We start from the raw sequence: 13,199 nt of genomic DNA, 5'->3' as shown, positions 1-13,199 counted from the left end.
GGAAGTCGCATGAAAATTGACTATCATACGCATCATTCCCGCTGCGGGCATGCGATAGGAAGTCTGGAGGAGTATGTGCAGCAGGGGATCCGGCTGGGGCTGGATCAGCTCGGCTTATCCGATCATATGCCGCTGCTTCATGTAGAACCGGCCAACTATTATCCAGAAATGGCGATGCCTATGGATGAGCTGCCCCGATACGTGGAAGAATGCTTGGATCTGAAGGAGCGTTATAAAGGGCAAATTGATATTCGTGTTGGTTTGGAAGGCGACTATATCGAGGGCTGGGAACGCGAAATCGAAGATATCGTCCATGCATACCCATGGGATTATGTGATTGGTTCCGTCCACTTTCTCGGTGAGTGGGATGTCACCGACTTCCGTCAGGTACACCATTGGGAAGGTAAAAATGTGCTAGAGGTGTACCGCACATATTATGATGCGGTTTCTAAGGCGGCCGCTACGGGGTTGTATGACATCATGGGTCATTTGGATGTCATTAAGCGCTTCGGCTATCATCCGAAACCAGAGGAAGAGGAGGAGCTGCGTGAATTGGAGCGCTCCGCACTCTCAGCCGTAGCCCGCAGCGGTCGGGCAATGGAGCTGAATGCATCAGGACTATCCAAACCCTGTGCCGAAATGTTTCCGAGCCGCCGCATGCTGGAGCAAGCTTTCACGCTAGGTATCCCGTTGACCATCGGCTCGGATGCCCATGATCCAGCGAAGCTGTCTGAGCACTTGGAGAAGGCGCGATCACTTTTATATGAAGTCGGCTATCGCGAGCTTGCCGTATTTCAGCATCGTGAACGTTCACGGGTTCCGTTAACGCTATAATACTTATTTATTGGGTCAAAATGTTATATTTAGTTGCTAGCCGAACGCACCTTTCATACAGGGAAAATGCGCTCGGCTATTTTGCGTATTTTTGCATATGTATCTATCGGGGTATGAGTACGGAACCGATTTTTGGAATGAGGTAGGATCGACTGTCAAGTCGTTTTGAAGTTGTGGTATACTGAAGGGTATGAACATGCCAGTTACTTTTAAAGGAGGTGCCTTGGTTATTTATGAAAGGGAAACATCTGCGAGTTTCGGAACCTAGCCCTAAGATTATTGCTTTGCGTTTCGACGCATCTTTCTTTTTTGAGAAAGCTGTGCGCTCGCTTGATCGCAATCATTATGACAAGGCATTGAAATATTTTCGCAAAGCCGTTGAATATGAACCGGATAATCCGGTGAATCATTGCAATATGGCGGGTATATTATCAGAGATGGGGGATTATGCAGGTTCGAATGAGATCCTGTCCTCTGTTCTGAGTGACGTAGACTCGTCGATGACAGAATGTTATTTCTATATGGCGAATAATTACGCTAATATGGAGCAGTTTGAAGAAGCGGAAAAAGCATTGGTCACGTACCTGGAGGAGGACGAAGAAGGCCAGTTTCTTGATGAAGCCGAGGAAATGATGGAGCTGCTCTATTATGAGCTGGACCGTCCGACGAAGCTGAACCGCATTAAGGCCCGGCAGGGAGTGGTTGAGCATGATCAGGCCCGTGTTCTGCTGGAGGAAGGGAAATTTGCTCAGGCAGCCCAACTGCTCAAGCAAATTTCTGAGGAGCAACCAGACATGTTCGCTGCGCGGAATAATCTGGCGCTAGCGTATTACTACATGGGATTGTTCCAAAATGCTAAGGCTACCATTATTCAAGTGTTGGAGGATGAGCCAGGTAATTTACACGCATTGTGCAACTTGGCGATTTTTTATCAGCACGAAGGCGGCGGTCCGGAATTGGATCGTCTGGTTCAAACCTTGGCGGTCACTATACCGTTTCAGGAGGAGCAGGTATTCAAGCTGGCGACCACTATGGGGATTCTCGGACGTCATGAGGAGGCCTACAGACATTTTCGTAGGTTGCTTCATGGCAATGGAGAGAACAATGCGGACGCTTCTTTGTACCATTACACAGCGGTAGCTGCCAGCAATACAGGAAGATATGCGGAAGCTCGGCGGTTATGGAGTCATTTGCAAAAGCAGGATGCTTCCTCGGAGGTTCCAAGATTTTTCCTGTCCAGATTGGAAGAGCTTCAGCAGGAAGGTACACCGCTGCAAGTGCTCAGCTATCACTATCATCTCCCGTTTGAAGAGCAATTCCGCATGTGGGAGAAGTTTGGTGCTGAGCAGGTGCCTGACAGTATGAAGAAGGACCCGCTAATCCGGTCATCTTTCTTTTGGGCCTTGCGCCACGGAGACCGGGCGACTCAGCTTCAGGTCATTCAGGCGTTAAGCCTGATCGGTGACGATGAGGTGCGTCAGGCGCTGGAGTCCTTCGTAGAAGACCCGGATCAGGAGAGTGAACTCAAACGCCGTGCTCTGCAAGTATTGCAAGAGCTGGCAGAGCAGGAAGTACAGAATACACACGCGGTTACGGAGCATCCTGAGCGGTTGGAGGCTGAGAAAGATCCGCATACAACCGAAGGTGATATCTCTGCTTCGCCAGTTGATCCACAATGGCAGGCCGTGCTGGACAAGGTACTGACCGTCATGAGCAAATCATCCGATCCGGCCATGCAGCATGATTTGAGATCACTTTGGCAGGAGTATCTGGATCGGCTTGCTCCAGAAGTCCCGATGGTTCAGCATACTGAGGGATGGGCAGCTGCGCTGGAATATTTGACAGCCAAAATGCATCATCATTCAGTCACCTATCAGGAAGTAGCCGACCGCTATGGTATTTCCGTATCGACCGTAAGCCGCTACGCACGTCAAATTGACAGCGTGTGTGGTATCAAACAGAAGCTGAAGCAGCCGCTCTCCACGTTTAAAAAGCAGGTCTGAGACCTGCTCCAAACATCACTTAAAGGAGGCAACAAACGTATGTATAAATCCATAATTATTGGTACAGGTCCTGCAGGCTACACAGCCGCTATCTATTTGGCACGCGCCAACATGAATCCGCTGATCATTGAAGGAATGCAGCCCGGTGGGCAGCTTACCACAACGACTGAAATTGAAAATTTCCCGGGTTTTGAGCAAGGTATCCTCGGACCTGAGCTGATGGATAACATGCGCAAGCAGGCCGAACGTTTTGGCGCTGAGTTTACTTCCGGTTGGGTAGAGGAAGTCGATTTCAGCAAGCGCCCTTTTAAAGTGAAGGTAGAGGGTAAAGGCATCATTGAGGCGGAGTCGGTTATTATTGCTACAGGTGCGTCCGCCAAATACCTCGGCATTCCAGGTGAGCAGGACAATGTAGGTCGCGGAGTTAGCACATGCGCAACTTGCGACGGCTTCTTTTTCCGTGGGAAAAAGATTATCGTGGTCGGCGGTGGCGATTCAGCCATGGAGGAAGCGAGCTTCTTGACCCGTTTTGCTTCCAGTGTAACCTTGGTCCATCGTCGTGACGAGTTGCGGGCATCTAAAATTATGCAAGACCGCGCACGCGAGAATGAAAAAGTACATTGGGCATTAAACCGGACTCCTCTGGAAGTTGTGACGGGAGAAACTGGCTTAAAGGGCTTGAAAGTACACAATAATGAGACCAACCAGGATGAGCTAATAGAGGCAGATGGCGTGTTCGTGGCGATTGGGCATACACCGAATACAGGCTTTCTGAACGGACAGATCCATACCGATGAGCACGGCTATATTGAAGTGAAGCCAGGCACGACGGAAACGAATATCCCGGGTGTTTTTGCCTGTGGGGACGTTCAGGATAACCGTTATCGACAAGCCATTACGGCTGCGGGAACGGGCTGTATGGCGGCTATGGATTGCGAGAAGTATCTTGAAGGCAGCGCCGTCCACGACTGGAGCGAAACACTGGATCAATAAAGGGTGTCTATAATACACAAAGTGGCTAATGTGAGGGGCTAAGGGCCCTCTGTTAAGCCCCGTTGTTTGTTCAGGAAGAGAAAGCCTGGTGCATTTGCACAGGCTTTCTCCTTTTTATGATTATAGAATTTATAAATGTTCAGCGGAGCTGAACAATTCTTTAATCGCAAGAAAAATTTCCGTTAAGCGTGGTCTGGCTTCCTTGAAAGTACGTCAACAGACGTTTTTCTTATGGAGGCATGAGGTTAAAAGTTCAGCTAATCGTACATTTTTCAACAGGCAAGTGTCCTTGACCGTAACGGGGGCTTCAATTATAGTTGGAACGTAGGATTACTATTATGAGGCAGGAATTTTAAGCTATATTTCATACCAGATTTTTAAGTAAACATAAAAGGTGGCTTGGAACATGTCTGAAAGTATCTATGTAGGTGTCGATTTGGGTGGTACCGCGATTAAAGTCGGCATTTGTAATGAAAACGGACAGCTTTTGCACACATATGAGGGACCAACCGAAACCGATAAAGGTGTAGACGTTGTCATTGGTAATATCGAAAAATATGTGCGGCACATTGTTGAGGAATCTCCTTATGAGTGGGATCAACTAAAGGGTGTCGGTGCAGGCGTTGCAGGTTTTACGAATGTTCGTGATGGTATTATTGTCCTCGCTCCTAATATTGGCTTTCGTGACGTACCGATCCGTGCGCTCCTAGAGAACCGGATTGGCAAGCCTGTGAAAATAGACAATGATGCGAATGTTGCTGCGCTGGGTGAGGCTTGGGCTGGTGCAGGCAAAGGCATTGAAAACTGCGTATGCTATACCCTGGGAACAGGCGTAGGTGGCGGTATTATTATAAACGGTAAAATATATCAAGGTTCTTCGGGCATGGCTGGGGAAATTGGCCATATCAGCGTTGTGCCTGATCTGGAGGCTATTCAGTGTGGATGCGGCAAAATGGGTTGCTTGGAAACTGTATCTTCCGCAACAGGCATCATTCGTATGGCCAAGGATGCTGTGGAACGTGGCGACCGGACCTCTCTGGCTCTGGAAGATCACATTGCTGCTAAGGAAGTATTCGATGCTGCTAAAGCCGGGGATGAAGTCGCGCTGCGTATCGTGAACCGGGCTGCCTTTTATTTGGGGAAATCGATGGCAGCTGTTGCTGCTGTGCTCAATCCAGAATTGTTTATTATAGGCGGCGGTGTTTCTAAAGCAGGCGACTTTTTGTTTGAAGAGATGCGTCGCGTATACGCCAAGCTGGCTCCTGAACCGCTTCAAAAAGGTGTATATATCGTACCAGCAGTGTTAGGCAATGACGCGGGTATCGTAGGGGCTGCAGGGTTGCTGCTACGCTCCTAATCCACAGGTTGATGATAGGGGTACTGGCATAGAGCGAAGAAGCAAAAGGAGAGGGAAGTCCATATGACAGACAATCTAAAAAATGCTGCACCGTGGGCAACGCTCATTATTATTACGGGGATGTCAGGCGCAGGGAAGACCATTGCGGTGCAGAGCCTTGAAGACTTGGGCTTCTTCTGCGTTGATAATCTGCCCCCTGTGCTGATTCCCAAATTTGCCGAGTTGATTGAGCAGTCTAACGGTAAAATAGGCAAAGTGGCTCTTGTCATTGATTTACGCGGACGAGAATTTTTCACCGCCTTGTCGGAATCGCTTAATTATATTAAAGATCATTTTACGATTCATTGTGAAATTTTATTCTTGAATGCGAATGACGGTGTTCTCGTACAGCGGTACAAAGAAAGCCGTCGACGGCATCCGCTTGCTCCAGATGGTATGCCTTTGGATGGGATTCGTTTGGAGCGTAAGATGTTGGAGGAACTCAAAAGCTCCGCTACACAGGTTATTGATACAAGTACGATGAAGCCCGCAACCTTAAAGGCGAGGATTATTTCGAGATTTTCTCATCTGGAGAGCAGTATGCTGTCCGTGAATATTACTTCTTTTGGCTTCAAATATGGTATTCCCATTGATGCCGATCTTGTATTCGATGTGCGCTTCCTGCCTAATCCCCACTATGTGGACCAGCTACGTCCACACACGGGACAGGATAGCGATGTATATGATTATGTCATGAAGTGGCCGGAGACTCAGGCGTTCCTGACCAAGTTGCTGGATATGTTGCACTTTTTGATTCCGCAGTATCGCAAAGAAGGTAAAAGCCAGGTCATTATCGGTATTGGCTGTACTGGAGGTAAGCATCGTTCAGTTGCAATATCGGAGTATTTAGGAAAAATGCTGGGTGCCAGCGAGACAGAATCCGTTTCTGTTTCGCATCGGGATGCTGATCGGGACCGGCATTAATGAGGTGAAATCATGAAAGAGACCGGATCACAACGGGAGCGCCCACGTATTGTTGTTATGGGCGGCGGAACCGGCTTGTCCGTCATGCTGCGAGGCTTGAAGCAAAAGCCGCTGGATATTACGGCTATTGTTACAGTCGCTGACGATGGCGGAAGCTCCGGGATATTGCGCAGTGAGCTGCAGATGCCCCCTCCAGGGGATATCCGCAATGTGCTGACTGCCTTGGCTGACGTGGAACCAGTAATGTCAGATATGCTAAAATACCGTTTCGGTGCTGGATCAGGATTGTCAGGCCATAGTCTGGGGAATTTGATCTTAGCAGCGATGACTGATATATCGGGGGATTTTGTAACGGCAGTGCGTGAGCTTAGCCGTGTATTTGCTGTCCGAGGGCGTGTACTACCGGCGGCTGAGGAAGGCGTTGTGCTCAGCGCCGAGATGGAGGATGGCACGGTGATCACCGGGGAGTCCAAAATCCCAGAAGCGGGCGGACGAATCAAACGTGTTTTTCTTGAACCGACTCACGTGGAGCCGTTGCCTGAGGCTGTGGAAGCCATTAATGAAGCCGATGCGATTCTAATTGGTCCCGGCAGTCTATATACCAGCATTTTACCGAATTTGCTTGTACCGAAACTTGCTGAGGCTGTGGTGAAATCAGATGCTATCAAAATATTTGTCTGTAACGTGATGACCCAGCCGGGGGAAACCGATGGCTATACAGTGGGAGATCACCTGCAAGCGATCTATGAGCATGTAGGGCATCATCTGTTCGACTATGTCATTGTAAATAACGGAGAAATTCCACCCCAAGTACAGGAAATGTATGCCGAGCAGGGAGCTAAGCCTGTTCAAGTAGACATGGGCGAGCTGGCTGATCGAGGATATAAAGTAGTGGCAGATACGTTAGTTCTGTTCCGCACGTATTTACGGCATGACGCCGACAAACTGAGCCAGCATATTTACCAATTGGTACAAAACTGGATGTTAAGAAGGAGGTGAGTCCCTTGTCCTTTGCGGCACAAACGAAAAAAGAGCTTACGATGATTGAAAGCCAGCCCTGCTGTGAAAAAGCGGAACTGTCTGCGCTCATACGTATGCTCGGATCCGTACAACTGTCGAATAAAAGGGTGATATTGGACGTGTCCACAGAAAATGCCGCGATTGCAAGGCGGATTTACTCCTTGATCAAAAAGCATTTTCAACTTCACATCGAACTGCTTGTACGGAAAAAAATGCGCTTGAAAAAAAATAATGTGTATATTGTCCGTATTCCTAATGGTGTACAAGAGCTGCTAAAGGAGCTTTATATTGTCTCAGAAGGCTTCTTGTTCACTGACGGGATTAATCGGGATATCATTCGGAAAAACTGTTGTAAGCGGGCTTATCTGCGAGGTGCCTTTATGGCAGGTGGCTCTGTGAATAATCCAGAGGGATCGTCTTACCACCTTGAAATTTCTTCGATGTATGAGGAGCATTGTCAGGCGCTAGTTGATCTCGCTAATGAGTTTCATCTCAATGCCCGCTGTATTGAGCGAAAAAAAGGCTTTATCCTTTACATCAAGGAAGGCGAGAAGATCATTGAGCTGCTCAGTATCATTGGGGCGCACCAAGCCTTGTTCAAATTTGAAGATGTACGTATCATGCGCGATATGCGCAATTCCGTAAACCGTATTGTTAATTGCGAAACAGCTAATTTGAACAAGACGATCGGAGCTGCTGTCCGGCAAATTGAGAATATTAAGTTGCTGGAGAGGGAAGTTGGTTTGGAGACCTTGCCAGATAAACTGCGTGAAGTGGCAGAAATTCGGCTCGCTCATCCCGATTTGAATTTAAAAGAAGTCGGGGAAATGCTCAAAGGGGTCGTGAGTAAATCGGGTGTAAATCATCGACTTCGCAAAATTGATGAGATGGCTGACAAAATCAGGGGGGAAAACGGCCTGATTCCGTAAAAGAGGGTCTGTGGGGCTTTTAGAACCGGTTTTTTTAGTTTTTTTTCTAGTGTCTGTCCCGGGTTAATGTTATAATGTGATAAATAAAATGGAGTAAATAGCGTCCAGATTTATTTGATGAGGGGGTAAGCTGACATGTCAAAACATCCAGTAGTTGTACGCTTGAAAACAGGACTGCACGCCAGACCTGCTGCGTTGTTCGTACAGGAAGCGAATAAATATTCATCTGAAATTTTTGTGGAAAAAGAAGACAAAAAGGTTAATGCCAAGAGCATCATGGGTATTATGAGCCTCGCCATCAGTACAGGTACTGAAATCAATATTAGTGCTGAAGGTGCGGATGCCGAACAGGCTGTAAACGCTTTAGTAAGTCTGGTTAGTAAGGTAGAGCTGGAAAATCAATAAACGAACATTTGCTTTGTGATATGATGTATGCTCTTAGTGAAAGCCCCCCTCGGGGGCTTTTTTTTGTATCCAGAAAAAAGCATTCAACCAGCCCCGCCATTAAGCTATTTATGTATAATTATTTGAATATAGCGACCGCGTTAAGTCCAAGCTACAAATAGTTAAAACCCCTGGGTAATGCTCTGTTTCGGAAATTTATACCGCTTGGCTGCAACCTTTTCCCGTTTTTTCCGTCTGGAAGGTACAAACATTTTCAAGAAAGAGGCTGACTACAATGAGAGTTTGGACAAAAACAGTAAGCACAGCAATTCTTGCAGGAGCATTATTAGCTGGGGGAATAGCAGGAGGGCTGTGGACGGGAGCTGATCGCGCTTATGCAGCAACGGCGACGACGGCGAATGGTGTAATTAACGTGAGTGGAAGTGGTGAAATAATGGCTAAGCCAGATATCGCTTATCTCTCTATTGGTGTGCAATCGGAAGGAAACACCGCTGCTGCTGCTCAAAAAGCCAATGCTGCGAAAATAAACAAGGTTACACAGCTGTTAAAAGAAAAATGGAGCATTAGTGCAGACGATATTCAGACAAGCCAGTTCTCTGTACAACCTAACTATACCTATAACGAGAAAGAAGGACAGAAGCTCAAAGGCTACATGGCCAACCATACACTTTCAGTGAAATACCGCAATTTGGACAAAATTGGTCAACTGTTGGATGAGGCTACAAACTCCGGTGCAAACAACGTAGATAATATACAGTTTTCCGTAGAGAATCCTTCCGCTTATGAGGAAGCAGCCATTGCAAAGGCGTTGGATAATGCTCAATCCAAAGCCAGTGCCGTAGCAAAATCAGCTAAACGCGGCTTAGGAGCTCTGGTGAATGTGACAGTAGATGGCGGGGAAGCTCAGGTTTTCACACAACGTGAGAATGCCATGTCCAAAGCGCTCATGGATATGAGTGGCGGAACAGAGATACAGTCGGGTCAAGTAACGGTGAAAGTCCAAGTGTCTGCCCAATATGAGATGAACTAGAATAGACCATTAAGCGGAGCCGCAAGCGCCTGCAACATTGCAGGATGACTTGTTGGCTTCTTTTGTCTATTGAAACCGTTTTGTAATGAGTCTGTCATAGCTAATGGCTGTTAGGTGTACAGATTGAAATCAGGGAGTGTACAGATTGTAAACTACATACAATAGGGTATAGATATAATAAGAAAAGTGATCAAAACACATAGATTATACAGATTTGCAATAGGAGGAATACTTACGATGAACAAACATACAAAAAAATGGGGCTCAGCATTGCTGGCAGCGGGAATTTTAGCAGGGGTTGTGGTTATTCCCGTTTCCTATATTGGGGCAGCATCGACCAAACAGCAGCAAGCGACAACACAGCAACCAGGGATCGCCATCCAATGGAATGGTAAAACGTTGGCGGCTAAAGGTATTCAAGTGAACGGGAACACCATGATTCCAGTGGCAGCACTGCGTGACAGCTTGGGAATTCCGGTGAGCTATGACACCAAAGAAGGGACATATACAGTGGGGAGTGGGTACAACAAACTCTATATCGTGGTCTCCTCCTCGGATGCCTATGTCAATGTGAACGGAATCAACACGCGCAGCATGGATGCCAAAATGATCGCCGGGAAGCTGTACATTCCTATAAGTCTGCTGAAAGACTATCTGGGTATCGATGCTCAGTGGAATGCAGTTCAGAAAACCGTAACATTAAGTAAAAGCCAGCTAAATCCAATCACAATTGCATCTCAGACGCTTCCAGCTTCGAGTAATGCAAAGGTGTCTTATAAGATTAAGTATCCACAAATCAGCGGCAGCCAGCTGAATCCTGAGGCTCAACAGGCCATTAATAATGTGCTAAAAAAGCATGCAGAGACAGTATTGGCAGCAGGCAAAAAGATGGTGGCAGAGGGAGAGGTTACAGCAGAAAGACCGTATGATTTCGAGAATGATTTTGCAATTGCCTATAACAAGGACGGTATTCTAAGTGTGATTATGCAGGACTACTCGTATACAGGTGGCGCACATGGTATGACGGCGCGTAAAGGATACACGTTCTCGCTCGCTGATGGCAAGCTGCTGCAATTGTCTGACGTATTGAAGGCAAATCCGAACTATAAAAAGTTTTTGAATGCTGATTTGAAGAAAAAAATTGATGCGCTCCAGGCTGGCGAAGGTTTTGAAAAATTTAAAGAGTTGGCCGCAGATCAGAATTTTTATGTGACCAATAGTGGAGTAACCATCGTGTTTGATTTGTATGATTATGCTCCATACGCGTATGGAATTCCGGAGTTTACTTACTCGTTCGCTCAACTGCTGCCTCAGGGCGGAAAGCCTTTTGCGGGACAAAATCAATAATTTGGATGACCTATATTTTTAAAAAATAGCAAATCAGAAAGGCTGCCTACTGGATACAAAAATCCGAGGCAGCCTTTCTATTTACCAGCTATTCAGAAGTAAACCACTTTTCTTATACACCTTCTGGAGAGGAGCTAGTTAACACTTTATCAATAATACCGTATTCTTTGGCATCATCAGCGGACATGAAATAGTCACGGTCTGTGTCTTTTTCGATGCGTTCCAGTGGTTGACCTGTGCGATCTGCGAGAATGCGGTTCAATTTGTCACGCATTTTCAGAATGCGACGGGCGCGAATTTCGATATCCGTTGCCTGTCCTTGTGCACCGCCCAGTGGCTGGTGAATCATAATTTCACTGTTTGGCAAGGCAAAACGTTTGCCTTTGGCACCTGCATTCAGCAAGAAAGCGCCCATAGAAGCAGCCATACCTACACAAATGGTAGATACGTCAGGTTTAATGTATTGCATCGTATCGAAAATGGCCATACCAGCTGTGATGGAACCGCCAGGACTGTTAATATACAAGTGAATGTCTTTTTCAGGATCTTCAGCAGCCAAAAACAGCATTTGTGCAATAATTGAGTTGGCTACAACGTCATTGACGTCCGAGCCTAACAAAATAATGCGATCCTTCAACAGTCTGGAATAAATGTCATAGGCGCGTTCGCCGCGGTTACTTTGTTCTACTACCATAGGAACATAGCTCACGTCAAAAAACCTCCCTTAAATATCGTTAGTGGATTTGGTGGATATGCCGATTACACATCCCTATTTATAAACTGTTACCGTATTAACCACATGATAAACAATTTCAAACAAAAAGTCAAAGAAAGTCAAACTATTGATTAAAAAAAGAGCGCTCAGCGCTCTTTTTGGTTAAAAACATTATATGGAACAATTAGCCAATCATATAAAACGACGCGCCCGCGAGGAATCGAACCTCGATCTCAGGCTCCGGAGGCCTACGTCATATCCGTTGGACCACGGGCGCACAGATGAACATTACAAGCAACTAACTAATTAATTGGAAACAAAGATGATTATATGATATACGGCATTGAATTGCAAGCTTTTATTACGTGCGCATATTCACATAAAAAGTTGAGAAATATAGGTTCAGATAGACTTGCATGTGAAGCAAATATTGGGTAAGATATACGTGGGACTTAAAAAGTTATCCCGGGACATTTTAAGACCAGTTAGAGATATAGCATAGAGACAGAACTTAGAAGTGTGCGGGAGTGGAAAGCATGCGAAAGATATTAGAAATACAGAAGCAGCTTCTGCCCGACCTCATGGATGTTTTGAAAAAAAGGTACACGATCCTGCATCAGATTATGTTGTCCGAAGTTATTGGACGCAGAACACTGGCAGCTTCACTGGATATGACCGAGCGCGTACTGCGCGCTGAGACTGATCTCCTTAAAGCGCAAGGGCTAATTGAGATTGAGAGTGTGGGCATGAAGGTGAGCAAAGCAGGACTGGATCTGCTGGAACAGCTGGAGCCGATTGCGAACAACTTGTTCGGCCTGTCCCAATTGGAGGATCAGATTCGTCAAGCCTACGGTTTGAGGAAGGTGGTTGTCGTTCCAGGGGATTCGGATGCTTCACCGTTAGCGAAGCAGGAACTGGGCCGTGCTGGCGCAAAGGCGCTGCTGAGTGTTATGGATGACGAGGACGTGGTCGCTGTAACAGGTGGCACGACGATTGCAGATGTGGCGGAACAACTGACATTACCTGCTAACGGCCCGCTTAAAGGCGGATGGTTTGTACCGGCACGCGGGGGTTTGGGAGAGAGCATGGAAATGCAGGCAAATACAATTGCTTCCACGATGGCTCGCAAGGTCGGCGCTCAATACCGTCTGCTCCATGTACCGGATTTGCTCAGCAATCATGCTTACAACTCCTTGCTTGAGGATACGAATATTCAGGATATATTGAGCCTGATTCGAGAGAGTCGTATTATCATTCACGGAATAGGCAACGCCATAGCAATGGCCCACAGACGCAAGCTTGACCCTGAAACCTTTGCCCAGATCAGCAATGAGGGCGCGGTTGCCGAATCGTTTGGCTATTATTTTAACGAAGACGGCGTCGTTGTTCACAGAATGCTGACGCTTGGACTCCGTTTGGAGGACATCAGGCGTACGGAGACGGTGCTGGGTGTGGCTGGAGGCAAGAGCAAGGCTGCTGCTATTCATGCAGTATTGCGTTTCGGACAGGAAGACATTCTTGTCACCGACGAAGGCGCTGCTGCCGAGATTGTAAGCCGTTATTTAAGAGATTGATAAGGTTTTTTAATTGTGTTGTCTTGACG

Annotated in this window: 12 protein-coding genes and 1 tRNA gene; 11 read left to right on the top strand and 2 right to left on the bottom strand. The window is 46.9% G+C overall.

Annotation, left to right across the window (positions count from 1 at the left end):
* Positions 1-9: 9 nt before the first annotated feature.
* The 10 genes from hisJ to OIU26_RS19935 all read left to right on the top strand — a co-directional run bounded on the left by hisJ (position 10) and on the right by OIU26_RS19935 (position 10,881).
* On the top strand, positions 10-834 hold the full coding sequence (gene hisJ, locus OIU26_RS19980) for a histidinol-phosphatase HisJ (RefSeq protein ID WP_025675864.1): 825 nt from the start codon (positions 10-12) through the stop codon (positions 832-834).
* A 233-nt stretch (positions 835-1,067) separates the two neighbouring features.
* Positions 1,068-2,837, top strand: a complete 1,770-nt coding sequence (locus OIU26_RS19975; protein WP_165084364.1) for a tetratricopeptide repeat protein — start codon at positions 1,068-1,070, stop codon at positions 2,835-2,837.
* Between the two features lie 39 nt (positions 2,838-2,876).
* Positions 2,877-3,830, top strand: coding sequence for a thioredoxin-disulfide reductase (gene trxB, locus OIU26_RS19970; protein ID WP_013368806.1), 954 nt, complete (start codon positions 2,877-2,879; stop codon positions 3,828-3,830).
* A 406-nt stretch (positions 3,831-4,236) separates the two neighbouring features.
* A complete protein-coding gene (locus OIU26_RS19965; protein WP_013368807.1) occupies positions 4,237-5,187 on the top strand; it encodes an ROK family glucokinase in 951 nt (316 codons plus the stop codon).
* A 63-nt stretch (positions 5,188-5,250) separates the two neighbouring features.
* Positions 5,251-6,150 carry an RNase adapter RapZ gene (gene rapZ / locus OIU26_RS19960; protein WP_013368808.1) on the top strand — a complete coding sequence of 300 codons (900 nt, stop codon included), beginning with the start codon at positions 5,251-5,253 and terminating at the stop codon, positions 6,148-6,150.
* 12 nt (positions 6,151-6,162) lie between these two features.
* Positions 6,163-7,149 (top strand): gluconeogenesis factor YvcK family protein, encoded by a 987-nt coding sequence (locus OIU26_RS19955; protein ID WP_013368809.1) that lies wholly within the window; start codon positions 6,163-6,165, stop codon positions 7,147-7,149.
* A 5-nt stretch (positions 7,150-7,154) separates the two neighbouring features.
* Complete coding sequence (gene whiA / locus OIU26_RS19950) at positions 7,155-8,099, top strand: DNA-binding protein WhiA (RefSeq protein WP_013368810.1); 945 nt, start codon at positions 7,155-7,157, stop codon at positions 8,097-8,099.
* Positions 8,100-8,234: 135 nt separating this feature from the next.
* Positions 8,235-8,504, top strand: coding sequence for an HPr family phosphocarrier protein (locus OIU26_RS19945; RefSeq protein ID WP_013368811.1), 270 nt, complete (start codon positions 8,235-8,237; stop codon positions 8,502-8,504).
* A 274-nt stretch (positions 8,505-8,778) separates the two neighbouring features.
* A complete protein-coding gene (locus tag OIU26_RS19940) occupies positions 8,779-9,534 on the top strand; it encodes an SIMPL domain-containing protein (RefSeq protein ID WP_137077578.1) in 756 nt (251 codons plus the stop codon).
* Positions 9,535-9,771: 237 nt separating this feature from the next.
* Positions 9,772-10,881 carry a PdaC/SigV domain-containing protein gene (locus OIU26_RS19935; protein WP_264217783.1) on the top strand — a complete coding sequence of 370 codons (1,110 nt, stop codon included), beginning with the start codon at positions 9,772-9,774 and terminating at the stop codon, positions 10,879-10,881.
* 112 nt (positions 10,882-10,993) lie between these two features.
* Here OIU26_RS19935 and clpP read toward each other — a convergent pair whose 3' ends face one another.
* Both clpP and OIU26_RS19925 read right to left on the bottom strand, forming a co-directional pair.
* On the bottom strand, positions 10,994-11,590 hold the full coding sequence (gene clpP, locus OIU26_RS19930; protein ID WP_013368815.1) for an ATP-dependent Clp endopeptidase proteolytic subunit ClpP: 597 nt from the start codon (positions 11,588-11,590) through the stop codon (positions 10,994-10,996).
* A 211-nt stretch (positions 11,591-11,801) separates the two neighbouring features.
* A tRNA-Arg gene (locus OIU26_RS19925) sits at positions 11,802-11,873 on the bottom strand.
* 259 nt (positions 11,874-12,132) lie between these two features.
* On the opposite strand from OIU26_RS19925, the gene OIU26_RS19920 reads away from it, so the two are divergent.
* Positions 12,133-13,170 (top strand): sugar-binding transcriptional regulator, encoded by a 1,038-nt coding sequence (locus tag OIU26_RS19920; RefSeq protein ID WP_013368816.1) that lies wholly within the window; start codon positions 12,133-12,135, stop codon positions 13,168-13,170.
* Positions 13,171-13,199: the final 29 nt, after the last annotated feature.

The sequence above is a fragment of the Paenibacillus sp. BT-177 genome (assembly GCF_025846815.2).
In the GTDB taxonomy this organism is placed as follows: Bacteria; Bacillota; Bacilli; order Paenibacillales; family Paenibacillaceae; genus Paenibacillus; species Paenibacillus polymyxa_C.
The sequence above is the reverse complement of the archived record's forward strand: the minus strand, read 5'-3'. Positions and strand labels throughout refer to the sequence as shown.

Coding starts and splice junctions, on each gene's coding strand:
- OIU26_RS19975 (WP_165084364.1), top strand. CDS start 1,068: ATGAAAGGGAAACATCTGCGAGTTTCGGAACCTAGCCCTAAGATTATT.
- OIU26_RS19935 (WP_264217783.1), top strand. CDS start 9,772: ATGAACAAACATACAAAAAAATGGGGCTCAGCATTGCTGGCAGCGGGA.
- rapZ (WP_013368808.1), top strand. CDS start 5,251: ATGACAGACAATCTAAAAAATGCTGCACCGTGGGCAACGCTCATTATT.
- OIU26_RS19940 (WP_137077578.1), top strand. CDS start 8,779: ATGAGAGTTTGGACAAAAACAGTAAGCACAGCAATTCTTGCAGGAGCA.
- OIU26_RS19965 (WP_013368807.1), top strand. CDS start 4,237: ATGTCTGAAAGTATCTATGTAGGTGTCGATTTGGGTGGTACCGCGATT.
- OIU26_RS19920 (WP_013368816.1), top strand. CDS start 12,133: ATGCGAAAGATATTAGAAATACAGAAGCAGCTTCTGCCCGACCTCATG.
- hisJ (WP_025675864.1), top strand. CDS start 10: ATGAAAATTGACTATCATACGCATCATTCCCGCTGCGGGCATGCGATA.
- trxB (WP_013368806.1), top strand. CDS start 2,877: ATGTATAAATCCATAATTATTGGTACAGGTCCTGCAGGCTACACAGCC.
- OIU26_RS19955 (WP_013368809.1), top strand. CDS start 6,163: ATGAAAGAGACCGGATCACAACGGGAGCGCCCACGTATTGTTGTTATG.
- OIU26_RS19945 (WP_013368811.1), top strand. CDS start 8,235: ATGTCAAAACATCCAGTAGTTGTACGCTTGAAAACAGGACTGCACGCC.